Consider the following 25267-nt stretch of genomic DNA (forward strand, 5'->3'; position numbering starts at 1 on the left):
CACGGCGCCTGTCCCGAGTCCACCCCACCGCCCACCCCCCGCCCGTTCGGGCTGAGCCTGTCGAAGCCGGGCCACCACCTGCGCCAACCCTTCGACGAGCTCAGGGTGAACGGTTGGGGTATTTCAAGAGAACCGTCTTCACCACGCAGATCGCTGCCGCAATGACCACAACCCCCTTCCACCAGCGCCTCCAAGAACCCCGCACCATCCTCGCCCCTGGCGTGTACGACGCCCTGAGCGCCCTGGTGGCAGAGCAAGCCGGTTTCGAGGCGCTGTACCTCTCGGGCGCTTCCATTGCCTACACGCGCCTCGGCCGTTCCGACGTGGGGCTGACCACCTACACCGAGGTCGAAGACACCCTGGCCCGCATCACCGAGCGCGTGCGCACGCCCGTCATCGTCGATGCCGACACCGGCTTTGGCAACGCACTCAACACCCAGCGCACCGTGCGCGGCTTCGAGCGCGCGGGCGCGGCCATGGTGCAGATCGAAGACCAGGGCTTTCCCAAACGCTGCGGCCACCTCGACGGCAAAACCGTGGTCCCCGTGGCCGAAATGTGCGGCAAGCTGAAAGCCGCCGTGGACGCGCGCCACAGCCCCCACACCCTCATCCTCGCCCGCACCGACGCCCTGGCGGTCGAAGGGATCGAAGCCGCCTTCGACCGCGCCGAGGCCTACCTGGCCTGCGGTGTGGACGCATTGTTCATTGAAGCGCTGCGCACCCCCGAGCAGATGGACGCCGCCTGCCAGCGCTTTGCGCACCGCATCCCGCTGCTGGCGAACATGGTCGAAGGCGGCAAGACCCCTGTGCAGAGCGCTGAAGAGCTGGGGCAACGCGGCTTTCGCATTGCCATCTTTCCGGGCGGCACCGCCCGCGCGGTGGCGCACACCTTACAGGCGTACTACGCCAGCCTGCACACGCACCAGACCACCGCGCCCTTCAAAGACCAGATGCTCGACTTCGACGGCCTGAACGCCCTCATCGGCACGCCCGAGCTGATGGCGCAGGGCCGCCAGTACGAGTAATCCGGGGTCGGGCCGCCGGTCGGCGCCCAAAGCCCCCGCCCGCCCTGCGCCGGGCGAGGCCGCGTACCATGCCGTGAGCATTTTTCCCCTCACTTCACCGCATGGAGACCCTCATGGCCCACAACCTGCAAACCATCACTCTGGGCGGCGGCTGCTTCTGGTGCACCGAAGCCGTCTTTGACCGAGTCCGTGGCATCACCGACGTGGAAAGCGGCTACACCAACGGCCAGACCATCAACCCCAGCTACGAGCAGATCTGCCAGGGCGATACCGGCCACGCCGAAGTCGTGCGCCTGACTTACGACGCCGACGAGATCAGCCTCGAAGAAGTGCTGGAAATCTTCTTCCACACCCACGACCCGACCACCCTGAACCGCCAGGGCAACGACGTGGGCACCCAGTACCGCAGCGGTATCTATTTCGACAAGCCCGAAGACGGCGAGGTGGCCAACAACATGATCCGCCAGATGTCGCAGGACAAGCTATTCGGCGCGCCCATCACCACCGAGGTGAAGCCGCTGGACAACTACAGCACGGCGGAGGCGTACCACCAGGATTACTTTGCGAACAACCCGAACGCGGGGTACTGCGCGTTTGTGGTGGGGCCGAAGGTGGAGAAGTTCAGGAAGACGTTTGCGCGGTATTTGAAGGCATAAGTTCTATGCGTGACGCAGCCATCACCCTTCGGGCATCGCTTGAGCAACGTGCCCTGATCGACCGCGCTGCCCGGTTGCTCGGCATGAATCGCTCGGCATTCGTGCTTGAAGCTGCTTGCGACCGCGCACAGGCCGTGGTGCTCGACCAGGTCCTTTTTAGCCTGGATGCTGATAAGTTCAAGCAATTCACCGCCATGCTGGACGCGTCTCCCTGACGCAAGCCCTGGGCTGAGGCACCTTTTGGAAGTCGAGGCACCGTGGAATTATCCCTAAGAGTAATGCCTGAAATTATTTGAATGCTTGAATTTGACAATCAAGTAGACAGTGAGCGAACGCTGCTGATGTTTTGGCGCGCGGCGATGCGATTACGGTTGGTGACCGACGAGTTGCCGAGTGTAAAGAGTTTTCCGATTTCATTGAAAATTCAAGGCGCAAAAAATATGGGCTCGCTTGAAAAGACTCTCGAGTTAGCCTCTTTGGCTAATTTAGAAATATTTTTTTCTACGTTGCCAGAGGCCCAGTTTGAGGTTTTGGCATTACGTTTTAGGCCATTTTTTGCACAGAATGAAAAAATAAATTTCATGAATTTATTATCTCTTCTGGATAAAAGGAATCCAAAAGTTCGCCCTTGGACCAAGTCTCTCAGAAAACGCTGGCGCGATGCCGTATTTTGGGGTGGCATGGGGATGAAGGCTGAGGATCTCCCAGTTGAAACTGACAGGATAATTTCAGTAGGTTTCTATTCAAAATACTTTCATATCGAGCAGGACAAGATGTCTCTCGCAGATGAATACCGCGAAAAAATGGGGGCAGAAATTTTCGAGGTAGCATTAATATCGGCGGTGTGGGAGAGGGCGAAACTGGTTGTCGGTGTCGCAAATAGCCTTCAGCCCCAGCTCGTCGCTCAAGGTGTGTTGTCGCAAGATGAAGTTGATTTGAAACCTGTCAAGCGCCCAGAGGTAGTCAAACTTCAGTTATCCGGAGGCCCAGGCGCATTGAAGCTCTTTGATGTTGGGGGACCGGTGCCTGAATAGCTGCTGCGGCTCGGTTCGCACCAGCGGGTCTTCGTTGGACGGGTATGGCTGTCAAGGCTCCGAACTAAGAAGAACCAAAGGCATAATGCAAACCGATTGCGTTACAGACACTGCCTGCCACCGCACCCCGCCATGCCCTCCACCCCAGCTTCATCTTCCCCACACCGCCAGCCCTGGGCACTCCCCTCCGGTATGCGCGCCACCCGCGCCACGCGGGCGTTGGCGCAGTTGTATGAAACGCGTCCCAACGCAGCCCTCACCGAACCCGAAGTCGAGGCCGCCCTCGCCACCGCTGGCGCCCCGGTCAACAAAGTCACCGTTTATCGCCTGCTTGACCGCTTTGCCGCTGCCGGTCTGCTGCACAAGCAAGTCGATGCAGCCCGCGTGACCCGGTATGCACTGGCGCCCCAAGGGGAAGAGGGCGCCGCCCCCAGATTTGAATGCGACGACTGCCACCGCCAGTTCCGCCTGTCCCAGGGATCTGCCAAGGTGCAGACCGCCCTCAAGCAGGTGCTGCAGGCGCTGGCCACCGCCGGGCATGAGAGCCTGGCGGTGGACATCGCGGTCCACGGGCGCTGTGTCGACTGCGCGCACCCGGCTGAAGGTGCCGCCGCATGATCCGCACCCGGGGCCTCTCCTATACCTATGCCACGGGCGGCGCAGAGCCGCTGCGGTTCCCCGATGTGGACCTGCGCCAGGGCGGCACCTTGCTGCTGCGCGGGCGTTCGGGCTCGGGCAAATCGACCTGGTTGGCGCTGATGGCCGGGCTGCGCGGTGCCAGCGGCGGCGATCTGTTTGTGGCGGGCACGCAGCTGGGCACGCAGCGCGGGGCCGAGATCGATGCCTGGCGCGCGCGCAGCATCGGGTTTTTGCCGCAAAAGCTGTACCTCAGCAGCGCGCTCACGGTGGCTGATAACTTGGCGCTGGTGTATTTTGCCGCCGGGCTGCCACGCGACGATGCGGCCGTCGCCCGCGCGCTGGGGCAGGTGGGGGTGGCCGAGCTGGCCGCGCGCAAGCCGCACCAGCTCTCGGGCGGGCAGGCGCAGCGGGTGGCACTTGCGCGGGCTGTGCTGCTGGCGCCGCAGCTGCTGCTGGCCGACGAGCCCACGGCCAGTCTGGACGATGAGGCCGCCGCCGACGCGCTGGCGCTGCTGCAACAAAGCGCCGCCGCGTGCGATGCCAGCCTGGTGATTGCCACGCACGACCAGCGTGTGGTGCAAGCCTTGGGTGGTGTGCAGACGCTGAATTTGAATGAAATTGGCACCCAGCGCTTATTGGATAAGCGCGAGCAGCTATGAATTCAGGAGTATTCAAACTCGCCCGCCTGTCGTGGCGCTACCTGTGGTCCCGGCCTTTGGCTGCGGTGTTGAACCTGCTGGTGCTCGCCCTGGGCCTGGCCGCTATCACGCTGGTGTTGCTGGTGGCCACGCAGCTTGATAAGGCGTTTGAGCGCGATCTGAACGGCATTGACCTGGTGGTGGGTGCCAAAGGCAGCCCGCTGCAGCTCATCCTGGCGGGCGTGTTCCACATCGACGTGCCCACGGGCAACATCCCGCTGCAAGAGGTGTTGACTTTGCAGAAGAACCCGCTGGTGGCGCAGGTCATTCCGCTCAGCTTGGGCGACAGCTACCAGGGCTACCGCATCGTGGGCACCACGCTCGACTATGTGACGCACTACGAGACCACGCTGGCCGAAGGCGCGCTGTGGCAGCAGCCCATGGATGCGGTGCTGGGCGCTACGGTGGCGCGCGGCATTGTCAAAGCCAGCCATGCAGGTGCGCCGTTGGTGGGCGCCACCTTTGTCGGCAGCCACGGGCTGGGCGGAGGAGGGCACGCGCACGGCAACCACCCGTATCGTGTGAGTGGCGTGCTCAAACCCTGCGGCTGCGTGCTGGACCGCCTCATCCTAACCAGCACCGAATCCGTCTGGATGGTGCACGAGACCGCCACGGCCAACGACGCCGAAGACCTGGAAATACTGAAAGAAGAGCGCGAAGTGACCGTGGCCCTGGTGCGCTACCGCACGCCCATGGCCGCCATCACGCTGCCACGCCAGATCAACGCGGACACAGCCATGCAGGCGGCCGCGCCCGCCATCGAGGTCACGCGCCTGCTGCGCCTGCTGGGCGTGGGGGCCGATGTGCTGCGCGCCTTTGGCGGCGTGCTGCTGGCCGTGGCGGCGCTGAGTGTGTTCATCGCGCTGTGGAACGCCGTGCGCGAACGCCGCGCTGACCTGGCCATGCTGCGCATGCTGGGCGCGCCCCCGGGCCGCGTGGCCGGGCTGGTGCTGTGGGAAGCACTGTGGCTGGCCGCGCTGGCATCGGTTTTGGGCCTGCTGATGGGCCACGCGTTGGCGCATGGCCTGGGCTGGGCGCTGCAGGCGCAGGGGCTGCTGCCCGTCACCGGCTGGATCTGGCTGCCTGCCGAGGCCGGTGTGCCGCTGCTGGCGGCAGGTGTGGCGGCGCTGGCGGCGTTGTTGCCCGCCATGCAGGCCTACCGCACCGAAGTGGCCGATTTGCTCAGCCAGCCCTGAGAGGCTGAGAGTCTTATATCCATGCCCGCCTTGCACGCCAAAACGCCCCGGCTCGTCGTTGCAAATGCTCGCCATAGCCCGAGCTATGTCTGTGCTTTGCGCCTAGATCCGAGGCGTTTTCGCGCGCCTTTCGGGCTCGGCTACCAAACTCTCAGCCTCTGACCCGCCAGCCAAATTTTTCAAACCAATCAACCCATCCATCGACATACCTGAAAGGCTCTCCATGAAAAAGCTCCTCACCGCACTCGCACTGGCCCCCCTACTGCTCGTCGGCGCCCTGGCACACGCCCAGGCCCACAGCGACAAAGAGACCAAGGCCGACGCCGAACGCCACCGTGCCATGGCCGCCGCGCACGAGGCTGCCGCCAAGTGCCTGGAATCCGGCAAGGGCCACGACGTGTGCCAGAAGGAACTCCAGACCGCCTGCAAGGGTCTGGCTATCGGTAAATACTGCGGCATGAAGCACGTTCACTGATCGCCGCTCCTGCCATTCATTTTTTTGTAGAGGTTGCCCGCCATGTCCCACGCTTTGACCCCCACACCCGCCAGCGGCCCAATGCTCCGCTTGGCCTGGTTGGCTGCCGCGCTGGCACTGGCTGGCGGCGCGCAGGCGCAGCAGCAGGGCACGGCCACCAAGCCCGCGCCGGGCGCTTTCGAGCGTGCCAAAGAGGCGTCAACGTCCACGGCGGCGCCGGTGCTCTCTTCGCCGCTGCCGGCAGGCGCAGGCACTGCCATGCCATCGGGCTCGGGCGCCGGTTACCACAGCCCCAACAGCCCCATCGCGCCGCTGCCCCAGCGCAACGACGTGGTGCCATGGTCGGTGCTGACCGACCTGACCAAAAAGACCACCAAGGACGGCATCCTGCCCGTGTTCAACGACGCGCAAAAGGGCATGGACAAAACAGTTCAGCGCTTTCAGGGCTTCATGATGCCGCTGGACGCCAAGGCCACGCAGACGCACTTTCTGCTCACCGCGGTGCCGCTCACCTGCTCGTTTTGCATCCCGGGCGGGCCCGAAAGCATGATCGAGGTGAAAGCCAAAACCCCCGTGCGCTACTCCATGGAGCCCGTGGTGGTCGAGGGCAAGTTCACCGTGCTCACCAACGACCAGTACGGCCTGTACTACCGCGTAGTCGAAGCCGTGCCGGTGAAGTAAAGCAACCCGCCATCCTTCTTGCCCCGCTTCTGACTGATTCGTAGATTGAACCCCGCCCTGTGACCCGCGCCCGCGCCCATCCACCCGCCGCCACGGCACGGCTTGCCCCCCCGCAAGCCGTGGCCCGCAGGGCAGGGCTGCGCGCGCTTTTGCAAGGTCAAACAAGCCGCCAGCTGTGGGCGCAGGCCGCTTTGGTGTGGCTGCTGCTGGCGCTGGTGTTGGTGCCAACACTGGGGCGCTTGCACCAGGTCATACATGCCCCGGCGCTGCAGGTGCATGCGCTTTCACCGTCGGCGGGGTTTGCCGATGCAGGTGACAACCCCAGCCAGAGCCAAAACGTTGCTGCTTCTGCGACACCAGACACCCCCACCGCCCAAGCCGACGACCCGGCAGCAAGTCACAACCACCCAGCCCACGCGCACAACCTGCTCGATGTGCTGCTGGCGCACCACGCGCCGGTGGACTGCCTCTTGCTCGACCAGCTCGCGCTGGGCGACGCCTTGCACAGCGCCCCTGCGGCGCTTGCCACCCCGGTGCCCGCGCAGGCGCCACTGGTGCACCCGGCCGCCACTGCTGCGGTCCGGCATGTTGCGCTTTTTCAGGCCCGCGGCCCGCCTGCGCTGGCGTGACGGGTTCAGCCGGTCAGGGCTGTCTGCTGCCTTTTGCTGTGCGATCTGCGTGATCCGCTGCAAGGCTCACGGGCAGACTTTTGACTGAGGCGAATCCGCACGGCCCCCCACGCACCGCGCGTGGCTTCAGATCTGCATTCCAGCTGATCAGGCACCGTTGATTCGGCGCACCCCGTTTGCGCTGAGCCTGTCGAAGCCCTTCGACAAAGCGCAGCGCCAGCAGACGGGTTTGCTGCATCAGTCCGTGTCGATCCCCGGTGTCGATCTGAAGCCTTTGCGCATGCCGTGGCGTGGGCCCGTCACCACCACTACTCCTGTTTTGATAGCTGCTAGCGCTTATTCAATAAGCGCTAGAGGCACTTTTTACTCATATTTTTCTCATTGATGGCCTTGATGCCGTCAACCGCATGCCGCTTGGCACGCCCCCTTATTTGCATTGCAGCCATGACACCCACCAGCCCCAACCACAACCCCATCCACCGGTCTGCTCTCCGCCGCACCGCAAGCCGCCACCCAGCCCTGCATCCGGTGGCGCTGGCCGCCATCCTCACGCTGTCTGGTACTGGCTTGGCACATGCCCAGGTTGGTGCCCAGCCCAACGCCCAGGCAACACCCCAAGCCGCCTCCAGCCTGCCCCCCGTCACCGTCTCAGCCAGCGGCCTGCAACTGGGTGCCAACGACATGACCACGCCCGTCACCGTGCTGGAGGGCGACGAACTCGTGCGCCGCCGCGAGGCCACGCTGGGCGAAACGCTCAACAGCGAACCCGGCATCACCAGCAGCCATTTCGGCGCCGGTGCCAGCCGGCCCATCATTCGTGGCATGGACGGCCCGCGTGTCAAGGTGCTGAGCGACGGTGCCGAGCTGCACGACGCCTCCACCATCAGCCCCGACCACGCCGTGGTGTCCGAACCCCTGCTGGCCACCCAGATCGAAGTGCTGCGTGGCCCATCGGCCCTGCTGTATGGCGCGGGCGCCGTGGGCGGAGTCGTCAACGTGCTCGACGGAAAAATCCCCACCGCCATCCCGCAAAAAGGCTACGAAGGCAGCGCCGAGCTGCGCGCCAACACCGGCGCGCGCGAAGGGGCAGGCGCCTTTTCGCTGACCGGCGGCGCGGGCAACCTGGCCGTGCACGCAGAAGGCGTGGCGCGCGACGCGGGCGACTACCGCGTGGGCAAAGGCTGGGCGCCCGATGGCGAGCCCACCCGCAAAGTGCTGGGCAGCTTCAAACGCACCGACACCGGCAGCGTCGGCCTGTCGTGGGTGGGCGACCGCGGCTACCTGGGCGCCGCCTACACCCGCCAAGCCGCCCAATACGGCCTGCCGGGCCACAACCACAGCTTTGAAGGCTGCCACACCCACGGCAACAGCCTGCACTGCGGCGCCCACGAAGGCGAAGAAGGTGAAGACGGCCACGACCATGACCACGACGCCGAACATGGTGACGTGCCTGTGGTCGACCTGCGCAGCGAACGCTTTGACATCCGGGGCGAGCTGCGCAACCCGTTTGCCGGATTTTCGGCCCTGCGCCTGCGCGCGGGCGTCACAGACTACGTGCACGACGAGGTCGAAGAGGGCGCCATTGCCACCACCTTCAAAAACAAGGCCTACGACACCCGCATCGAGCTGCAGCACGAACCCATTGCAGGCTTTAAAGGCCTCATCGGCCTGCAAACCTCGCAACGCAAGTTCAGCGCGGAGGGCGAAGAGGCGTATGTCGAGCCCACCATCACCCGCAAGCTCGGCTTTTTCGCACTAGAGGAATACCGCCTGGGCGACTGGCGCTTTGAAGCCGCCCTGCGCCACGACCGCCAGACGGCCGAAGCGCAAACCAGCGGCATCGAACGCAGCCACAACGGCACGTCCGCATCACTGGGCGCGGTGTGGAAGTTCACGCCCGGTTACCAGGTCGGCACCTCCTTCACCCGCGCCAGCCGCGCCCCGTCAGCCGAAGAGCTGTACGCCCAAGGCCTGCACATGGCCACCAGCACGTATGAACGCGGCAACGCCAACCTGAAGTCCGAGATCTCGCAAAACATCGACGTCAGCCTGAAAAAGACGGCGGGCGACACCACCTTTGGCGTCAGCGTCTTCCGCAACCGCATCAACAACTACATCTATGGCCGCACGCTCGATGAAGTGGATGGCCTGCAACTGCTGCAATACAGCCAAGCCGACGCCACCTTCACCGGCATCGAAGGCCAGGTGCGCCAGCGCATCACCCGCAACTTGGGGCTAACCCTGTTCGGCGACACCGTGCGCGCCACGCTAGACGCAGGCGGCGGCCGACTGCCCCGCATCCCCGCCACCCGCGCCGGTGTTCGGCTGGACGCCAACTGGCAAGCCTGGGAAGGCCAGGTCGAATGGGTCCAAGTGGCCCGTCAGAACCGCGTGGCACAGTTTGAAACCGCCACACCCGGCTACGGCATGCTGAACCTGGGCGTCAGCTACAACGGCCAGTTCAGCAGCGGCACGCCGTGGCAGGTGTATTTGAAGGCGAACAACCTGACGGATCGCCTGGCGTATGCGCACACCTCGTTCAACAAGAAGGCGGCGCCGCTGATGGGGCGGAATGTGACGGTGGGGGTGAAGGTGGCGTTCTGACGGGTTATGCCCTCGTGATGTGAGCGAACCAGCGGCGGGGGAGGGCGTTGCTGGCTTGCCCTCTTTCGCTGCCCCAAACCACCGAAATCAAGGGGGCTCCAATGCCCGGAACCCGTGCCATACTTAATCTCACGTGGTTGATTTCGCTCCCTTTTTTTGCAACAGCCCTGCATGCCCACCACTCCCCCGCCGTCCGCAAAACTGCTGCAACTGTTACCCGAGGCGGTGGTGCAAACCGATGCGCTGTGGGAGATCACTTATCTGAATCCGGCGTGGCACAAGCTCACCGGCCATTCGGTGGCGGCGGCGCTCGGCAGGTCCTTGCTTGAATTCGTGCATCCCGACGACATCGGCACCATGCGCTCGGGTATGCCGGTGTTCCGCTTGCGCTTTGCCGACGCGGACTATCGCTGGGTGCGTCTGCAGCTTCACCCGGAGACGGATGCGGCGGATCGGGTGATCAGCCGCCAGGGTGTCCTGATCGAGATCACCGAGGTCACCGAGCAGGTGCTGGTGGAAATTCGCCAGCGCTTTCTGCGCTTGCTGGAAACCATTGATGGCGTGGTGTGGGAGGCTGAAATCGGGGTGGGCAATACCTTTCTGAGCCCGCAGGTCGAGCGCTTGTTCGGTTACTCCGTCGAGGAGTGGCGGTCTGACCCGGGCTTCTGGCGGGCGCATGTGCATCCCGATGACCTGGCGCAGGCCCTGCGTATCGACGATGCCGCATACAACGCCACGCAGAGCCATGCCTACGAGATGAATTACAGGCTGATTGCCAAGTCTGGCAAGGTCGTGTGGGTGCGTGATCTGTGCCGCGCAGTGGTCGAGCCGGGGCGACCGAACCGCATGATCGGCCTGATGATCGATGTCACCCAGCAGAAGAACACCGAACTCGAGTTGTTGCGCTCCGAAAACCGCTATTCGCTGGCGACACGCGGATCCAATGACGGCATCTGGTATTGGGACTTGCGAACGGACGCTTTGCATGTGTCCGGGCGTTTTCTTCAGATCGTCGGGCTGGGTAGCGCCGATCTTGTGCATGACGGAGGCTGGCGCTTTCTCGAACAACTCATCGATACCGAGGATCGCGGGCGCGTGCAGGAGGCCTACCGCAGGCACCTGTCGGGAAACAGCCCGAACTTTTCGGTGGACTTCCGCGCGTTCCACGGGGCTGGGCGGCTGGTATGGGTCAATTGGCGCGGGCTCGCCGAGTTCGAAGACGGCGTTGCGGTGCGCATGGCGGGATCGTTGAGCGATCTGGCCGAACGTGGCAGTTCCTACGATGCGCTCACCAACTTGCCCGGCCGGCCATTGTTCCGCGATCGCCTCGCGCAACTCATCGCGCTGCACCAGAACGAGGTGGTGAACGGTGGTGGCGTGCCGACACGCGATGGAGCCACGATGTTCGCCGTGCTGCTGCTGGATCTCAACGGGTTCAAGGCCGTCAATGACAGCTACGGGCATCAGGTGGGCGACCAGCTATTGCAGCAGGTGGCGCGGCGGCTCGAATCCTGCGTGCGGGCGGTGGACCTGGTCGCCCGCATGGGTGGCGACGAGTTCAATGTGCTGTTGGAGTCCATTGATCCCGCTGAAGCCAGCCAACGCGCAGGGCAGATTGCCGCCGCCCTGGAAGCACCTTACGTGATTGGCAGGCGCACCGTGATCAGTGGTGCGAGTATCGGATTGGCCAGCAGCGCATCCAGGCTGGCGACGGTCGACGATTACCTGCGCGCTGCAGACACCGCCATGTACCGGGCCAAAAGTCAGTCATTGGGCGTGTGCGTGTTTCAGTAAAGCGTGCCAGGGGCAATTCAATTGCCTGCACCGCCGATTTCTCTGATTCAGTGGACTTAGGGGTGCGCGGCAAAAAAAAACCGGCTCCTCAGAGCCGGTTCTTCACAGAGGGTTACCGGGATCAGTAACGACCGCCGCCGTAGCCACCCGTGCCATACCCAACGTCCGCCCGCTTGCTGGCTGTGTAGCCGCCCGCGCCGCCCGAACGGGCGCCACCCTCTTCACGGGGGCGGGCCAGGTTCACCACGATCGAGCGGCCGTCGACGGACACGCCGTGCAGGGCGGTGATGGCGGCCTGGGCCACTTCAGCAGTGGCCATTTCGACAAAACCGAAGCCTTTGGAGCGGCCGGTTTCGCGGTCCATCATGACCTTGGCGGACGAGACGGAGCCGAATTCGGCGAAGTTGCTTTCCAGGCTGGAATCGGTCACGGAGTAGGGCAGGTTGCCCACGTAGATTTTGATACTCATGGAAGTAGAGCCTTTCTAGATTTTGGTGTGCAACGAATGGCGCACCGTTGGGGTACGAGCGTACGGATTGAAAATCCGCAGCAGTCGGGAAGGGGGTGGATAGATGGTTGTTGGATCTGCGGAGGGCAGGTCAACATCACCCGTGAACCAATCAATGAAACGATCTGCCGGTCAGCACGTGGGCGGGTGCTGCATGCACGTTTGCAGCCAGCCTTGGGTGACTGCAAAGAGCCGGGCGGCTTCGCGCGAGGCAAAGGCTTTGTCAAAGCGGAACACGCGGCAGTAGCTGCCGTTGCCCTGGGATCGATGGACCGAGAAGGAGGCGCGAAAGCGGCCACAGTCGGTCGGGTGTGTCGAGGGCGAAACGACGTATTGGCCCATGGAAATGGCGGTCTGTGAAATCGGATTCAATCAGGTGGCAGGCTTGATAACGGGCCTGCATGAGCATCGAGGGACGCGGTGGGCTGCAGCTCTGCAGATCCACTGGGCGACCAAACAAAGGTCGCAAAAGGCGGCCTGCGTGGGGAGACTTGCGTCTCTGGGCAGGCGTTGCGGTGACTGCACGCGCTAAGAGCGGTGACTGCAACGCGGCGGAGTATAACCCAATTTATATGTGACAGACGTTTAATATTCTTTTGGGTTTTAAAAGGCTGGGCAACGGGATGTGCCTGTGGCTGTTCACCAGGGCGGCGCTCAGGCCTTGGTATGCCTTGCGAAGCGTCGTTCGTGCAGGGCTTCGGCAGGCCCAGAAATCAAGTGTTTTTGACCTCTAGCGCTTTACCATAAAGCGCTAGCAGCTATCTTTTTTGCATAAAACGTTATCTAGCGGGCATTCGGGCGACGACGCCGACGCCAAGGCACAAGTGCGCAAGATGCTGGACGGCATGGGCTACTTTGCGGTGGACCTGGGCTCGCTCGCCGTGGGTGGGCGCCTGGCAGAGCTGCCGTTCGGGTCTTTGGCTTCGACGAACTTCATCAAGATCTAGCCGTCCGTGCGGCGCCCCATGGCCTAGGGCTCCGGATGAGTGGCAACTATTGAGCGAAAATGGCCTCTGGCGCTTGATGTGAAAGCGCTAGTAGCTATCAAAATCATAGTTAACAGGCCAAGCGCTTAGCGGCGCGCAGGCCTGCCCACCGAGCCACCGCACCTTGAACTCGCCCGTCTTCACCTCGCTGATCCCCGTCATCCTGTTCATCGCCATCGGCTTTTATGTGGGGCGGCGCCAGTGGATCCGAGCCACCGCGGTGAAGGACCTGGCCAACCTGGTGTTCATGGTGCTCACGCCCGCGCTGCTGTTTCGCACCATGAGCACGGTGCACATCGAAGACCTCGACTTTGGCCCGGTGGGCATCTACTTTGTGGCGTTTGGCATCGTGTACGCGGCCACGCTGGTGCTGCAGGGCTTCAACACGCTGGCGGCGGCGCGGGCGCTGGCCAACACGTTCAGCAATACGCTGATGATTGGCGTGCCGCTGGTGGGCCTGGTGTTTGGCGATGCGGGGCTGGTCACGCTGTTCACGCTGATCTCGGTGCATTCGCTCATCCTGCTGACCGCTGCCACCGTGGTGTTCGAGCTGGCCGCTGCCCGCGAAAACGCCGGGCGGGACGGAGCGGCGCAGCAGCCCATGTGGCGCACGGTGCTGCAGGCCATGCGCAACGGCATCGTGCACCCGGTGCCACTGCCCATCATTGCGGGCCTGCTGTTTGCGCAGACCGGGCTGGTGGTGCCGCAGGTGGTCGACAAGCCCTTGCTGCTGCTGGGCCAGGCGCTGGGGCCGATTGCGCTGCTGCTGGTGGGGGTGACGCTGGCGTTTACCAAGGTCGGCCACCATTTCAAGGCCGCCATGCGCATAGCGCTGGTCAAGTGTGTGGTGCACCCCATCGTGCTGGCCGCCTTGGGCCTGGCGCTGGGCCTGTCGGGCATGCCGCTGGCGGTGATGATCGTCGCAGCGTCACTGCCCGTGGGGGCCAATGTGTTTTTGTTTGCGCAGCGCTATGCGGTGGCTGAAGACGAGGTGACGGCGAGCGTGGCGGTGTCGACCGCGCTGGCGTTGGTGACGATGCCGGTGGTGATTTTGGCGGTGACGCGGTGGGTGGTGGGCTGACGGCTTTGCCGCGACACCTCCGCCCCGGAGCGAGGGCCAACAGCTCCGAGATCGAGCCGTGGACGCCGTGCCGGTGACTACTGCACCTGGGGCAGGTAGGCCGGGCGTGGCGCCGTCAGCCCTTGCTTGACCTGCTGGGTGATCTCGTCGGCCAGCACTTCATCGGCCCCGGCCTCCAGGCCGTCGAGCGCGCGCTGAACAATCTCGTCGGCACTGGTTTTGGGTACGTCAAAACCGCGCGTCAGGTCGGTATCGACGTAGCCCATGTGCAAGCCCAGCACCTGGGTTTTCTGGCCGGCCAGTTCGTAGCGCAGGGCGTTGGTCAGTGACCATGCTGCCGATTTGCTGGCCGAATAAGCCGCCAGTTCGCCCGCGTTGAACCACGATACAACCGACAGCACGTTGAGCAGTGCGCCACCCCCATTGGCCTTGAGCACGGGCGCAAAGGCCTTGCTCATGTTCAGCACGCCGAAGAAATTGGTTTCAAAAACGCGGCGCGTCACGGCATCGCTGTCTTCTGCCAGAAAGCCGCCGGGCTGGGCGATGCCTGCGTTGTTGATGACCAGGGTCACGTCCGACGCCTGCCGGGCAGCCACCTGGACCTGCTCAACAGAGGTCACGTCGAGCTGCAAGGCCTCTACGCCCGCCAACGCCACGGTGGACGGGTCGCGTGCGGCTGCGTAAACCTTGCGCGCGCCCCGGGCGAGCAACTGGCGGGCAAACGCCAAACCGATTCCACGGTTGGCGCCTGTGACGAGAACGACTGCGTTTTGGATATTCATGAAAAACTCCTGGGTATAAAAAATCAACTGAAAAAGCAACTAAATATGATGAACGTCATATCAGAGTGCGTGTTGTTGAACCTAGCAACTGCCTTGATCCCTCAGCGCACCTTGATCACCACCTTCCCTTTGGCGCGTCCGCTTTCGACGTGGGCCAGGGCTTCGTTGGTCGAGTCAAACGGAAATACCTTGTCCACCACGGGGCGGATCGCGCCACATTCGATGAGCGGCGTGATCTGGCTCAATTGGCGGCCATTGGCACGCATGAAGAGAAATGAATACTGGACGTTGCGGCCCTTGGCCTTCTTGCGGATACCCCAACTCAGGATGCGGGTGGCCAGCTTCAGAAACCAGGGGCCACGGATGGATTCTGCAAATGCCGGGTCGGGCGGGCCAGAGATGGAAATGAGGCGTCCGCCGGGTTTGAGTACGTTGACGGATTGGGTCAGCGTCTCGCCGTCCTGGCTGTTCAATACCAAGTCGTAGTCGTGAAGGACTTTCTCAAAATCATCCTTTCGGTAGTCGATAACGGTATCGGCACCTAGGCCTTGAACCCAGGCAATGTTGCCGGGCCCGGTGGTGGTGGCTACGGTGGCGCCCAAGTGTTTGGCCAGCTGAATGGCAAAGGTGCCCACTCCACCAGACCCGGCCTGGATGAAGACCTTCTGTCCTTTTTTCAGGTGAGCCACTTCGACCAGCGCCTGCCACGCGGTTAATCCCACCAAGGGAATGGACGCTGCTTCTTCCATGGTCAGATTGCGCGGCTTGAGGGCGACCGAATCCTCCTTCACCGCCACATATTCTGCGAAGGTGCCGATTCGAAAATCGTCGGGCCGTGAATAAACCTCGTCCCCCACCTTGAACCGCGTAACGCGGCGGCCCACCTGGGTAATGACCCCGGCAACGTCGTGCCCTAAAACAAAGGGCGTGCGATAAGGCAGGATCAGCTTGAATTCACCACTGCGAATTTTGGAATCCAGCAGGTTGACACCGGCGGCGTGAACTTCAATCAGGACCTCGTTCTCACGGAGTTCCGGCTCGGGAATATCTGTGGCTTTGAGGCTCTGATTTTTTCCGTAGCGCTCAACGATGAAAACTTTCATGATTTTGATTCCCTGTTGAAATGGATGGGACTTGCAAAACGCTGTGGATCGTTAATTACGCAAATTCGCATGATGGTCGTCATATTTATGAGCCAAAAAAACCGCGTGTGGAATGAAGCCCCGTCACGCGGAGTCTGTGCTGTCCAGGTTTTTGAGGGTTGCGGCGCACAACGCATCGGACAACGTGGGCTCGTCCACTGCACGCGCCAGCATCAGCGTCCCCACCATCGACGCCACAGTGGCCAGCGCGCGCTCGTGGGCGCTGGGCTGTCCCCAGTCGGGCATCTGCCGCGCCACCAGATCGATCATTTCCTTGATGCGCAGCGTGGCCGCTCGGCGCACCTCGGGCGATTGCCGAGGCATTTCAGACCCGAGCGCAGACACCGGACACCCGTGCTCGATACCGTGGATGTGCTCTTTGGACAAATAGGCCTTCATCAGTGCCCGCAGGGACTGCTCTGGCGGCACCGCGGCGACGATATCGGCGGCGGCGGCGTTAGCGGCGGCGCCCGCCCGGTCGGCGGCCTCGGCCAGCATGGCCTCGCGCGAATCGAAGTGGGCGTAGAAGGCGCCGTGGGTCAGGCCTGCTTCTTTCATGATGTCAGCGACACCCGTGCCGCCGTACCCGCTGCGGCGGATGGCACGCGACGCGACATCAACGATGCGTTCGTGCGAGGCTTCCTTGGCGGCGGTGCGCTGGTTGACAGGTGTTTTTCGCATGACGCACATCATACGATGATGCGGCCCAAACTGCAAATGGCTTTGCGCCAAGTGTTGAAGCTGTCGATCGAAACGCCTTTGTGGGCCAAGGTTCAAGCGGTCGCCGGCCCGTGGCACGCCACGCAGAGTTTGTTGCCGTCGGGATCTCGAAAGTACGCGCCGTAGTAGTTGGCGTGGTACTGCGGCCGCAGACCGGGCGGCCCGTCGCAATGGCCGCCGTGGGCCAGGGCGACGGCGTGCGCGGCATCCACCTGCGCGCGGGTGTTGGCGGCGAAGGCGGTCATCTGACCGTTGCCCGGTGCATGTTCGCCTTCAAAGGGGCGACCGATAAGGAAGAGGGGGCGCGGATTCGGGTGGCTTTGCCATCCTGCCCAGGGGTGGGCGACGTCGACAAAACGCGGCTCGATGCCCAGCGCAGCCATTACCGGTTGATAAAACGCCAGGGCGCGGTCGAAGTCGGTGACGCCGATGTGGATGTGCGAGAACATGGTGCGCTCCTGGGTGGTCGTGTGGGGTTGCCGCGTGGCTGGATGGCGTATTGGAGGATCAGGGCGCCAACCGCTCCCGCACCCACTCCCCCGCATCCATCCGATATCGCAACCGATCATGCAACCGGCTCTTGCGCCCTTGCCAGAACTCCCACTGGTCGGGCTTCAAGCGATATCCGCCCCAGTGCGGCGGGCGGGGTGGCTTCAGCATGAACTGGGCTCCGTACTTGGCGGCATTGGCCACCAGCACACCCCGGCCAGAGATGACCTGGCTTTGTGGGCTGGCCCAGGCGCCAATGCGCGAATCCAGCGGGCGGCTGGCAAAGTATTCGTTGCTTTCCTCATCGCTGACCTTCTCCACCACGCCCTCAATGCGCACCACACGTTCCAGTTCTACCCAGTGGAACTGCAGGGCTGCGTAGGGGTTGCCCGCGATCTGGCGGCCCTTGCGGCTGTCGTAGTTGGTGAACCAGACGATGCCGCGCTCGTCATAGCCTTTGATCAGCACGATGCGGGTGCTGGGGCGCAGGTCGCTGCCCACGGTGGCCAGGGTCATGGCGTTGGGCTCGGGCACTTCGGCGCTGATGGCTTCTTTGAGCCACTGGTCAAACTGCTGCTGGGGGGCGGCGTGCGAGGCGTCTTCGTTGAGTTCGGCGCGCTCGTAGCTCTTGCGAAGGTCGGCGATGGAGGTGGTCATGGGCCGATTGTGCCTGTGGGGGCAGGGCGGTTGCCAGCCACGGCGGGCACATGGCAAAGGGGGTGACGGGCGTGCGGGATGGGGGTAACGTGGGGTTTTGCGGTTCTCGGTTGTCACCGAATAACTATTCGCTTATATTGCCGCACCGATGAAACCCAAAGACGACGAAAAGCAGCGTGCCATTGCCCAGGCCACCTTCGAGTTGGTGGCCCAGACCGGCCTGAGCGGCTTGACCCTGGCAGACATTGCCCGCGCTGCGGGCATTGCGACCAGCACGCTGTATGTGTATTACCCGTCCAAGGATGAACTCATCAGCCAGCTCTACCAGAATGCCAAGACGGTTACGGCCACCCGCATCATGGAAGGCATCGCGCCCGGCATGCCCTACCGCGCTCGCGTGCGGCGCGCCTGGGGCAACCTGCTGCGGCACCGGCTGGACCAGTATGCCGAGGTGGTGTTTCAGGAGCAGTACTACAACTCGCCCTGGTTCACTGAGGGCAACCGCGAATTCTCGACCCGTCTGATGGCCGGTTTTTTTGCGTTGATGGAAGAAGGCCAGCAACAAGAGATCTTGAAAGCCGTGCCGATTCCGCTGCTCACCGCCAGCCTGGTGGGGTCGGTGCGCGAGACGGGCAACCTGATCCGCACCAAGGTGCTGCCCGACGAAGACGCTGTGCACCAGATGGCTTTTGGGCTGTGCTGGGATGCCTTGAAGGCCTAGGTAGGAGACGGAGATGCACTTTTTCCTGCCGCAGACTGATCTTTTAAACGAATTTATATTCTCTTAAAAATGTCACACACCACGCTCCAACCGTTTCATGGCCGATGGCGTCGCTGACGCCATCCCTTTCCCTTCAACCGCCTCCTGCAACACAACAACACCTTTCCCCACGGAGAACTCCACGATGCCTACCCTCAACATCAATGGCAAAGACACGGCTGTAGATGCCGATGAATCCACCCCCATCCTCTGGGCCCTGCGCGACACGCTGGGCATGACCGGCACCAAGTTTGGCTGTGGCCAGGCTTTGTGCGGGGCTTGCACGGTGCACCTGAACGGCGCGCCAGTGCGCTCGTGCATCACGCCGATTTCGGCGGCAGCGGGCCAGAAGATCACCACCATCGAAGCCGTCACGGCCAGCGACAAGGTGGGCAAGGCTGTGCATGCGGCCTGGGTGAAACACGATGTGGCGCAATGCGGCTACTGCCAGAGCGGCCAGATCATGAGCGCCACTGCCTTGCTCAAGGGCAAGAAGAAGCCGAGTGACGCCGACATCGACGCGGCGATGGCAGGCAATGTGTGCCGCTGCGGCACCTATGTGCGCATTCGCGCAGCCATCCATGACGCTGCCAAAACCCTGGCTTGATTGAAGGAGAACACCATGCACTTTGATGCTCATGCCCTGCAGGGCCAAGCCCATATTTTTATGCCCAAACACCTGCTAGCGCTTATGGATAAAGCGCAAGCAGCTACTAATTCAGGAGTAAACGACGCAATAGAGGGTATTGAAGGCCTGGCTCGCCGCACCTTCCTCAAGGTGTCGGCGGCGTCGGGCTTTGCCCTGGGCGCGTTTCCGCTGGTGGCTGCCGCGCAGGGTGCCGCAGCAGCAGCCCCCGCAGGCCTCAAGCCGTTCGAGCAGCCTTCAGCCTTCGTCCGCATCGACGCCGATGGCACGGTCACCGTCACCATCAACCGCCTCGACTTCGGCCAAGGTGTGCAGACCGGCCTGCCGATGATCCTGGCCGAAGAACTGGATGCCGACTGGAGCAAAGTGCGCAGCGTGCACGGCGACGCCAACCAGGCCTATGCCGACCCGATGATGGGCATGCACCTCACGGGCGGCTCCAACTCCATCAAGAACTCGTACACCCAGTACCGCGAACTGGGTGCCCGCACCCGGGCCATGCTGGTCTCGGCCGCTGCCGCGCAGTGGGGCGTGGATGCCTCGGCGCTGCGCACCAGCAACGGCTTTGTCGTCGGCCCCGGGGGCAAGAAGCTGGGCTACGGCGCGCTGGCCGAAGCGGCCATGAAGCAGCCTGTGCCCGAAAAGGTCACCTTGAAGGACCCCAAGCAGTTCCGCCTCATCGGCAAGCCCACCGGGCGACTCGATGCCAAGGCCAAATCGAGCGGCCAGCAGGACTACGGCATTGACGTGCGCCTGCCCGGCATGCTGACGGCCGTGGTGGCACGTCCGCCCGTGTTTGGCGCCAAGGTGAAGACGCTGGACGACAGCGCGGCCAAAGCCATCAAGGGCGTGAAAGCCGTGCTGCGCGTGCCCACCGACCGGGGTGGCGAGGGCGTGGCCATCGTGGCCGATGGTTACTGGCCCGCCAAGCAGGGGCGCGATGCGCTGAAGGTGGAATGGGACACCAGCGCGGTGGGCAAGCCTGACACCACGGCACTGCTGGCGCAGTACCGCGAACTGGCCACCAAGCCTGGCAACGTGGCCATGCAGGCCGACATGGCGCCGCTGGCGGGCGCTGCCCACAAGATCAGCGCCGAGTTCGTGTTCCCCTACCTGGCGCACGCGCCCATGGAGCCGCTCAACTGCACCGTGAAGCTGGATGGTGACAAGGCCGAGCTGTGGATGGGCACCCAGATGCCCGGCCTGGACGCCATGGCCGCCGCCAAAACCCTGGGCCTGCAGCCGCAGAACGTCAAGGTTCACACCCAGATGGCCGGTGGTGGCTTTGGCCGCCGCGCCATTCCCACCAGCGACTACGTGGTGGAGGCCTGCGGCGTGGCCAAGGCTGCGCGCACGGCGGGCATCACCGCCCCGGTGCGCACCCTGTGGAGCCGCGAGGACGACATCAAGGGCGGCTACTACCGCCCCATGCACGTGCACCGCGCCGAGATCGGCTTCGACGCCCAGGGCAAGATCCTGGCGTGGGACCACACCATCGCGGGCCAGTCCATCACCAAGGGCTCGCCGTTCGAGGCCTTCATGGTCAAGAACGGCATCGACGCCACGACCACCGAAGGCATGGGCGAGCCGTACAACGTGCCCATGAAACTGTCGGTGCACCACCCCGACGTGAACGTGCCGGTGCTGTGGTGGCGCAGTGTGGGATCCACCCACACGGCCTACGTCATGGAAACCCTCATCGACGAAGTGGCCCGCGCCAGCCAACAAGACCCCGTGGCCTACCGCATGGCCCTGATGGGAGACAAGCACCCGCGCCACAAGGCCGCGCTGCAGCTGGCCGTGGCCCAGTCGGGCTATGGCAAAAAGAAGCTGGCCGCTGGCCGCGCCTGGGGGGTGGCGGTGCACGTGTCGTTTGTATCGGTGGTGGCCTATGTGGTCGAGGCGTCCGTCAAGGACGGCACACCCAAGCTGCACAGCATCACGGCCGGCGTGCATTGCAACCTGGTGGTCAACCCCAAAAGCGTAGAAGCCCAGGTGCAGGGCGCGGCGCTGATGGGCCTGTCCATGTGCCTGCCCGGCGGCGCCATCACGCTCAAGGACGGTGTCGTGGAGCAAAGCAACTTTGGCGACTTCGCCGTGCCGCGTATTACCGACATGCCCCAGGTGACGGTGCACATCGTGCCGAGTGCCGATCCACCCAAGGGCATGGGCGAGCCCGGCCTGCCGCCACTGGCACCGGCGTTTGCCAATGCCATTGCGCAGCTGACAGGCAAAACACCGCGCGAGCTGCCGTTCAAGCTGGCTTGAATGAGTGAAGACGCCGGGCCTTGGGTGGCCCGGCTGCTAAGCGGCCGATTTCAACGGCAATACGGGACAGTGTGTCGGATTAGTGCCATTTTTCCAAGCTGCGCATGGCAAACAGACGCAGAGAAAAGCCGCCCTCCCTAAACCTGCGAACTTTGCAGCGCCAAAATGTAGGTGGTGACCTGTTGCACGCAATCGCTCAATGGTCGGTCAGTGGTGTCCACGACGACATCGGCATGGTTGGGTGCTTCGTAAGGGGCGCTGATGCCGGTAAATTGCAGCACTTGACCTAGCCGGGCGCGCTTGTAGAGGCCTTTGGGGTCGCGCCGCTCGCACTCTTGCAACGGGGTACTGATGAATACTTCGTGAAACTCGCCGGGCTCAAAGCGTGCTCGCACAGCCTCGCGTTGGGTGCGGCACGGTGAGATGGAGGAGACCACCACAATCAAGCCTGCATCTACCATGAGTCTGGCCGCTTCGCCGATGCGACGCACGTTCTCGGCTCGCTCGGTCTCAGAAAATCCTAAATCTTGATTGAGGCCGTGGCGGATGTTGTCGCCATCGAGCAAATAGGTGGCGTAGCCACGCTGGTGCAGCTGCGCCTCCAGCGCGACCGCAATGGTGCTTTTGCCTGCGGCACTGAGCCCTGTTAACCACACCACCAAAGGCGTTTGCCCCCAGCGCTGGCTGCGCTGGGCTTTGTTGACGGCAGTGGTTTGCCAGAATACGTGTGGTGTTGCAGGGCTTTGCATGGGGCTCTCTTATCGACTGGATTCAGCAGCTTATCCGGTGCACTTTGGCCAGAACCATCAGTCCATCACCACATCTTTCATCGCCTCGTCCGACAAGACGAACGCGCCACCAATGACATCGGCATCGGGCTCTAATACCTCGGGGTAGCGCAGATCGGGCAGTATTTGGATGTCAAAAATCTCCTGCACGATGCCCTCAAAGCGAATGAAGCCCACGGTGTTGCCGGTGTTCAGGTCAATGACCCACACGCCGCAGCTGCGCTCTTCAGGCTTGAGGCGCTGGCTCAAGGCAATTCCGTCGAACACGCTCTCGCGCACTTGGGACAGTCCCACAAAGGCCAACGAGCCATGCATGGCCAGGCCTCGGGTAAAGCCGGGCATTTGGGCGATGGTTTGTGTTTTTCCGGTAGTTGGATCGAACGTGATAAGCGTGCCTTTGGCGCTCTCGAGCAACCACCAATGGCCGTTGTGCCAACGCGGGGAGTGCGGCATGCCAAGGCCTTGGGTGACGATTTCGTTGCTGGCAATGTCCATAACGATGCCGCCTTGCGCTTTGTTGTGCCTCCAGCCTTCGGGAATGTTGGTGTTGCCCAGCGCCGTGACCAAGGTGGGGACGCCGTCGCGCATGCCCAATCCGTTGAGGTGGCAGCGGTCTTCGGCGGCCAGCGCGGTGATAAACGATGGTCGCCAGCGTGGCACAAAGCTGTGGTCACGGTCGAGCGTGCACAACGCCGAAAACCGGGTGTTGACCACCCACAGCTCGCCGCCCGCATCAAAAGCCAGCTCATGCACCCTTATGTCGCCAGTGACGTGCATGTTGCGCGGTATAAAGCAACCGTCGTGCTTGTTGGGGTGCAGACGGGCCGCGACATCGGGCATGTTTCGGTAGTCCCAGATGGCTTGCAGCGTGCCTATGGCCAACCGGTTGCCATCGTAGGCCATGCCCATGGGGCTGGGAAAGTAGGTCAGGTGGGTGTTGAGCTTGGGGCCATCTGCGCGCAGGGTGATGAGGCGGCCGCTTTGATAGGTGGTCACCAACAGCGATGCACCCAGCTCGCTGAGCAGCTGGGGCAAGGAGGTGGTGTGGACGCTGCGAAAGTCCAGGGTGTCATGCGTTTGAGCGGGGACTGCGCTAGGGGCGTGGGTTGGCATGTTTTGGGTAGGTGCAGGGGCGGCAACGTGCGTGGGCGCGGGTGGCGCCAGCGTGGTGGGAACGCGGCGCAGGGGCTCGTGGGCAAACAGTGCGCGTGCGCGCTCGGCGGTGGCCGAGACCAGGTGCATCAGAGGCTCGATTTCGGCGGCATTGGCTTGCCATTTGTTGGGGTTGGCTGGTGTGAGGGTATGCCGCGAGGGTGGCAGCGGTGCAGTCAAGGCGCGATCCCACGCCAGGCCAACGAACTGGCTGAGCCTGCGCATTTCGTGCTCCGGGTGCGCCACCAGTTGGTCGTAGCTGGTCACGCACCAGCTGTCGGGTGGCAGCGCTTGCAGGTCATCAAGCACGGTGCGGGTAATGGACTCCCATTGGCGCACAGCAACTTCTGCCGTGGACATGCCTGCCATATCGCGCCATCCGTGTACCAAAGCCAGCGACCAAGGTGTGCCGCGCCAGCCAGGCAAGTCGTAGGTGACAAAGTGCCCCGAGCGCCAAGCATCCAGCATGCTACTGATGGTGGCGCGCTCATCGCGGTACAGGTAGATGAAGATGGCATCTGGAAACATGGCGCGCAAAAAAGAAATGCGCAGGCTGTTTTTGGGCGTTTTTTCCAAGAACCGAAAGCGACCCTGGTCCGTGGTGGGACGCCCTTCGCGGTCATGGGCGGCCGTGGCAAAGCGTGCTGCCAGTTCCTGCATCACCTCGGGCGTGGCATCTGCGCCGCTCAGCTGGTTGGAGTGCCATTGGTGCGCGCTGGGGTGTAACGTCTCGATGCCCTCGATCAGTGCGTGGCTTTCGCCGCCAATGGAGAACACACCCTGCGCTTGACTTAGCGTCTCAAACAACAGCGATGATCCTGAGCGAGGGGAAGAGACGATGAAAACAGGCCGATCAAATCGCGTTTGTGCGCCGCGCACTGAGGGCACCACGCGCTCGGCCAAATCTGTGTTCAGGGCTGGTGTCAAGATGATTTGCTGTACCGCGAACGCGCCATCAACGCCGTTGGAAAGCGTCACGCTGCTGCGCAGTCGTTCCATTTTGTTGCTGGTGCCCTCCAGCAGATCGGCATAAGCGCGCCAACCCGAGGGGGCTGACTGGTGCTGCTCCCAAAGCTGTCGCCATTGGTCGAAAAAACCGGTCACTTCGGCACACAAGGCTGCGCCCGCGTTTGTGCTGGGCAGCACGGCTTGGATGTTCGCAAACAGCGTTTGCTGCTCTGCAGGGGACATCACCACAGGAAAATTGTCCACCTCATGCCAAATTTTGGGGCGGGCACTGGGTTCAAAGGCCACCGTGCGAACCGGGCCCATGGTTGGCGCTTGCGGGTCCGTGGGGCGGCCGCCTTGCGCCAGCAGCGCCGACAGTGCGGCCGAGCCCGTGGTGTCTATCACCAGGTGGATGCGCTGCAAGGGGGTGGGGTTGATGACGTTGTGTTCGCGCCAGGTATCAAACACCCATGCTTGACCGGCCGCCATGTGCAGCGCGTGGCCGCCACAGATAAACTGCACCGCAGGATCGGTCACGATGGGCACATGCACGCGCATATGCTGCTGCCAGTAGTAATTGACATCCACATGCAAGCTGGCTTCGGCACGGCCGTCAATGCGCATCAGGCGGGTGCGGCCAATGGGCGCTTGCAGTGCTGATATCACCTGTTGCAGGTACGGGCAATTGTGAAGCTGTGGTGTGGGTTGCATGACTCCTTTGACACCGTTGTTCAAGGGGTCGCCGCCCACCGCCATCAGCGGCAAGGCCGCATTTCCGGCGTGTCCTTCGGGGTGTGGCTGCCACACTGATTCAGGCAGGGCGCTGATTTCGCTGGCCAAGCGGGCGGCATCAAAGGCCAGGGGCAGTTGGATGTACTCTGTGTTCAGGCGCATAAGGGTAAGGCACCG

Annotated in this window: 26 protein-coding genes; 17 read left to right on the forward strand and 9 right to left on the reverse strand. The window is 63.1% G+C overall.

What is annotated here, in order from left to right; translation table 11 throughout:
- Positions 1-161 precede the first annotated feature (161 nt).
- The 12 genes from ACK41V_RS00445 (at position 162) to ACK41V_RS00500 (ending at position 11431) form a co-directional block, all read left to right on the forward strand.
- The gene (locus ACK41V_RS00445) at positions 162-1025 is read left to right on the forward strand and encodes an oxaloacetate decarboxylase (RefSeq protein WP_409776231.1); all 864 of its coding nucleotides are present in this window, start codon (positions 162-164) and stop codon (positions 1023-1025) included.
- 113 nt (positions 1026-1138) lie between these two features.
- Positions 1139-1681, forward strand: coding sequence for a peptide-methionine (S)-S-oxide reductase MsrA (gene msrA / locus ACK41V_RS00450; protein ID WP_409776449.1), 543 nt, complete (start codon positions 1139-1141; stop codon positions 1679-1681).
- A gap of 5 nt (positions 1682-1686) precedes the next feature.
- Complete coding sequence (locus ACK41V_RS00455) at positions 1687-1896, forward strand: DUF1778 domain-containing protein (protein ID WP_409776234.1); 210 nt, start codon at positions 1687-1689, stop codon at positions 1894-1896.
- A gap of 81 nt (positions 1897-1977) precedes the next feature.
- Positions 1978-2715: a hypothetical protein gene (locus ACK41V_RS00460; RefSeq protein WP_409776237.1), complete on the forward strand. Its 738-nt coding sequence runs from the start codon at positions 1978-1980 to the stop codon at positions 2713-2715.
- A gap of 192 nt (positions 2716-2907) precedes the next feature.
- The gene (locus ACK41V_RS00465; RefSeq protein WP_409776452.1) at positions 2908-3333 is read left to right on the forward strand and encodes a Fur family transcriptional regulator; all 426 of its coding nucleotides are present in this window, start codon (positions 2908-2910) and stop codon (positions 3331-3333) included.
- Positions 3330-4013 (forward strand): ABC transporter ATP-binding protein, encoded by a 684-nt coding sequence (locus tag ACK41V_RS00470; RefSeq protein WP_409776240.1) that lies wholly within the window; start codon positions 3330-3332, stop codon positions 4011-4013. Before ACK41V_RS00465 ends, ACK41V_RS00470 begins: the two co-directional genes overlap by 4 nt.
- Positions 4010-5248, forward strand: coding sequence for an ABC transporter permease (locus ACK41V_RS00475; protein WP_409776244.1), 1239 nt, complete (start codon positions 4010-4012; stop codon positions 5246-5248). Before ACK41V_RS00470 ends, ACK41V_RS00475 begins: the two co-directional genes overlap by 4 nt.
- Before the next feature lie 223 nt (positions 5249-5471).
- Positions 5472-5723 (forward strand): hypothetical protein, encoded by a 252-nt coding sequence (locus ACK41V_RS00480; RefSeq protein ID WP_409776247.1) that lies wholly within the window; start codon positions 5472-5474, stop codon positions 5721-5723.
- A 42-nt stretch (positions 5724-5765) separates the two neighbouring features.
- Positions 5766-6404 (forward strand): DUF3299 domain-containing protein, encoded by a 639-nt coding sequence (locus tag ACK41V_RS00485; protein ID WP_409776250.1) that lies wholly within the window; start codon positions 5766-5768, stop codon positions 6402-6404.
- A gap of 59 nt (positions 6405-6463) precedes the next feature.
- On the forward strand, positions 6464-7033 hold the full coding sequence (locus ACK41V_RS00490) for a hypothetical protein (RefSeq protein WP_409776253.1): 570 nt from the start codon (positions 6464-6466) through the stop codon (positions 7031-7033).
- Positions 7034-7477: 444 nt separating this feature from the next.
- The gene (locus ACK41V_RS00495; RefSeq protein WP_409776256.1) at positions 7478-9637 is read left to right on the forward strand and encodes a TonB-dependent receptor domain-containing protein; all 2160 of its coding nucleotides are present in this window, start codon (positions 7478-7480) and stop codon (positions 9635-9637) included.
- Positions 9638-9808: 171 nt separating this feature from the next.
- A complete protein-coding gene (locus ACK41V_RS00500; RefSeq protein ID WP_409776259.1) occupies positions 9809-11431 on the forward strand; it encodes a PAS domain-containing protein in 1623 nt (540 codons plus the stop codon).
- Positions 11432-11552: 121 nt separating this feature from the next.
- On the opposite strand, the gene ACK41V_RS00505 is transcribed toward ACK41V_RS00500, so the two are convergent.
- Both ACK41V_RS00505 and ACK41V_RS00510 read right to left on the reverse strand, forming a co-directional pair.
- Positions 11553-11900: an RNA recognition motif domain-containing protein gene (locus ACK41V_RS00505; RefSeq protein ID WP_409776262.1), complete on the reverse strand. Its 348-nt coding sequence runs from the start codon at positions 11898-11900 to the stop codon at positions 11553-11555.
- Between the two features lie 171 nt (positions 11901-12071).
- Positions 12072-12281: a hypothetical protein gene (locus ACK41V_RS00510; RefSeq protein WP_409776455.1), complete on the reverse strand. Its 210-nt coding sequence runs from the start codon at positions 12279-12281 to the stop codon at positions 12072-12074.
- Between the two features lie 425 nt (positions 12282-12706).
- Between ACK41V_RS00510 and ACK41V_RS00515 the strand changes: the two genes are divergently transcribed.
- Entirely contained in the window at positions 12707-12886 is a 180-nt protein-coding gene (locus tag ACK41V_RS00515) for a hypothetical protein (protein WP_409776264.1), read from the forward strand.
- Positions 12887-13049: 163 nt separating this feature from the next.
- Complete coding sequence (locus ACK41V_RS00520; protein ID WP_409776267.1) at positions 13050-14006, forward strand: AEC family transporter; 957 nt, start codon at positions 13050-13052, stop codon at positions 14004-14006.
- A gap of 77 nt (positions 14007-14083) precedes the next feature.
- On the opposite strand, the gene ACK41V_RS00525 is transcribed toward ACK41V_RS00520, so the two are convergent.
- From ACK41V_RS00525 to pdxH, 5 genes are all read right to left on the reverse strand, one after another.
- Positions 14084-14788: an SDR family oxidoreductase gene (locus tag ACK41V_RS00525; protein WP_409776270.1), complete on the reverse strand. Its 705-nt coding sequence runs from the start codon at positions 14786-14788 to the stop codon at positions 14084-14086.
- Positions 14789-14889: 101 nt separating this feature from the next.
- Complete coding sequence (locus ACK41V_RS00530) at positions 14890-15891, reverse strand: NADP-dependent oxidoreductase (RefSeq protein WP_409776273.1); 1002 nt, start codon at positions 15889-15891, stop codon at positions 14890-14892.
- 123 nt (positions 15892-16014) lie between these two features.
- On the reverse strand, positions 16015-16623 hold the full coding sequence (locus ACK41V_RS00535; RefSeq protein ID WP_409776276.1) for a TetR/AcrR family transcriptional regulator: 609 nt from the start codon (positions 16621-16623) through the stop codon (positions 16015-16017).
- Between the two features lie 80 nt (positions 16624-16703).
- Positions 16704-17099 carry a VOC family protein gene (locus ACK41V_RS00540; RefSeq protein WP_409776279.1) on the reverse strand — a complete coding sequence of 132 codons (396 nt, stop codon included), beginning with the start codon at positions 17097-17099 and terminating at the stop codon, positions 16704-16706.
- A 58-nt stretch (positions 17100-17157) separates the two neighbouring features.
- Complete coding sequence (pdxH, locus tag ACK41V_RS00545) at positions 17158-17796, reverse strand: pyridoxamine 5'-phosphate oxidase (RefSeq protein WP_409776282.1); 639 nt, start codon at positions 17794-17796, stop codon at positions 17158-17160.
- Positions 17797-17944: 148 nt separating this feature from the next.
- On the opposite strand from pdxH, the gene ACK41V_RS00550 reads away from it, so the two are divergent.
- The 3 genes from ACK41V_RS00550 (at position 17945) to ACK41V_RS00560 (ending at position 21470) form a co-directional block, all read left to right on the forward strand.
- Positions 17945-18517 carry a TetR/AcrR family transcriptional regulator gene (locus tag ACK41V_RS00550; protein ID WP_409776284.1) on the forward strand — a complete coding sequence of 191 codons (573 nt, stop codon included), beginning with the start codon at positions 17945-17947 and terminating at the stop codon, positions 18515-18517.
- A 184-nt stretch (positions 18518-18701) separates the two neighbouring features.
- Positions 18702-19163 (forward strand): (2Fe-2S)-binding protein, encoded by a 462-nt coding sequence (locus ACK41V_RS00555; RefSeq protein ID WP_010458214.1) that lies wholly within the window; start codon positions 18702-18704, stop codon positions 19161-19163.
- Between the two features lie 15 nt (positions 19164-19178).
- Positions 19179-21470, forward strand: a complete 2292-nt coding sequence (locus tag ACK41V_RS00560; protein ID WP_409776287.1) for a molybdopterin cofactor-binding domain-containing protein — start codon at positions 19179-19181, stop codon at positions 21468-21470.
- Between the two features lie 137 nt (positions 21471-21607).
- On the opposite strand, the gene cysC is transcribed toward ACK41V_RS00560, so the two are convergent.
- Entirely contained in the window at positions 21608-22219 is a 612-nt protein-coding gene (gene cysC / locus ACK41V_RS00565) for an adenylyl-sulfate kinase (RefSeq protein ID WP_409776290.1), read from the reverse strand.
- Between the two features lie 57 nt (positions 22220-22276).
- Positions 22277-25252 carry a TIGR03032 family protein gene (locus ACK41V_RS00570; protein WP_409776293.1) on the reverse strand — a complete coding sequence of 992 codons (2976 nt, stop codon included), beginning with the start codon at positions 25250-25252 and terminating at the stop codon, positions 22277-22279.
- Positions 25253-25267: the final 15 nt, after the last annotated feature.

This window comes from Acidovorax sp. (assembly GCF_046291265.1).
In the GTDB taxonomy this organism is placed as follows: Bacteria; Pseudomonadota; Gammaproteobacteria; order Burkholderiales; family Burkholderiaceae_C; genus Acidovorax.

Coding starts and splice junctions, on each gene's coding strand:
- ACK41V_RS00540 (WP_409776279.1), bottom strand. CDS start 17,099: ATGTTCTCGCACATCCACATCGGCGTCACCGACTTCGACCGCGCCCTG.
- ACK41V_RS00525 (WP_409776270.1), bottom strand. CDS start 14,788: ATGAATATCCAAAACGCAGTCGTTCTCGTCACAGGCGCCAACCGTGGA.
- ACK41V_RS00555 (WP_010458214.1), top strand. CDS start 18,702: ATGCCTACCCTCAACATCAATGGCAAAGACACGGCTGTAGATGCCGAT.
- ACK41V_RS00460 (WP_409776237.1), top strand. CDS start 1,978: ATGCTTGAATTTGACAATCAAGTAGACAGTGAGCGAACGCTGCTGATG.
- ACK41V_RS00485 (WP_409776250.1), top strand. CDS start 5,766: ATGTCCCACGCTTTGACCCCCACACCCGCCAGCGGCCCAATGCTCCGC.
- ACK41V_RS00475 (WP_409776244.1), top strand. CDS start 4,010: ATGAATTCAGGAGTATTCAAACTCGCCCGCCTGTCGTGGCGCTACCTG.
- ACK41V_RS00510 (WP_409776455.1), bottom strand. CDS start 12,281: ATGGGCCAATACGTCGTTTCGCCCTCGACACACCCGACCGACTGTGGC.
- ACK41V_RS00570 (WP_409776293.1), bottom strand. CDS start 25,252: ATGCGCCTGAACACAGAGTACATCCAACTGCCCCTGGCCTTTGATGCC.
- ACK41V_RS00535 (WP_409776276.1), bottom strand. CDS start 16,623: ATGATGTGCGTCATGCGAAAAACACCTGTCAACCAGCGCACCGCCGCC.
- ACK41V_RS00480 (WP_409776247.1), top strand. CDS start 5,472: ATGAAAAAGCTCCTCACCGCACTCGCACTGGCCCCCCTACTGCTCGTC.
- cysC (WP_409776290.1), bottom strand. CDS start 22,219: ATGCAAAGCCCTGCAACACCACACGTATTCTGGCAAACCACTGCCGTC.
- ACK41V_RS00445 (WP_409776231.1), top strand. CDS start 162: ATGACCACAACCCCCTTCCACCAGCGCCTCCAAGAACCCCGCACCATC.
- ACK41V_RS00470 (WP_409776240.1), top strand. CDS start 3,330: ATGATCCGCACCCGGGGCCTCTCCTATACCTATGCCACGGGCGGCGCA.
- ACK41V_RS00505 (WP_409776262.1), bottom strand. CDS start 11,900: ATGAGTATCAAAATCTACGTGGGCAACCTGCCCTACTCCGTGACCGAT.
- ACK41V_RS00530 (WP_409776273.1), bottom strand. CDS start 15,891: ATGAAAGTTTTCATCGTTGAGCGCTACGGAAAAAATCAGAGCCTCAAA.
- ACK41V_RS00465 (WP_409776452.1), top strand. CDS start 2,908: ATGCGCGCCACCCGCGCCACGCGGGCGTTGGCGCAGTTGTATGAAACG.
- pdxH (WP_409776282.1), bottom strand. CDS start 17,796: ATGACCACCTCCATCGCCGACCTTCGCAAGAGCTACGAGCGCGCCGAA.
- ACK41V_RS00500 (WP_409776259.1), top strand. CDS start 9,809: ATGCCCACCACTCCCCCGCCGTCCGCAAAACTGCTGCAACTGTTACCC.
- ACK41V_RS00495 (WP_409776256.1), top strand. CDS start 7,478: ATGACACCCACCAGCCCCAACCACAACCCCATCCACCGGTCTGCTCTC.
- ACK41V_RS00560 (WP_409776287.1), top strand. CDS start 19,179: ATGCACTTTGATGCTCATGCCCTGCAGGGCCAAGCCCATATTTTTATG.
- ACK41V_RS00550 (WP_409776284.1), top strand. CDS start 17,945: ATGAAACCCAAAGACGACGAAAAGCAGCGTGCCATTGCCCAGGCCACC.
- msrA (WP_409776449.1), top strand. CDS start 1,139: ATGGCCCACAACCTGCAAACCATCACTCTGGGCGGCGGCTGCTTCTGG.
- ACK41V_RS00455 (WP_409776234.1), top strand. CDS start 1,687: ATGCGTGACGCAGCCATCACCCTTCGGGCATCGCTTGAGCAACGTGCC.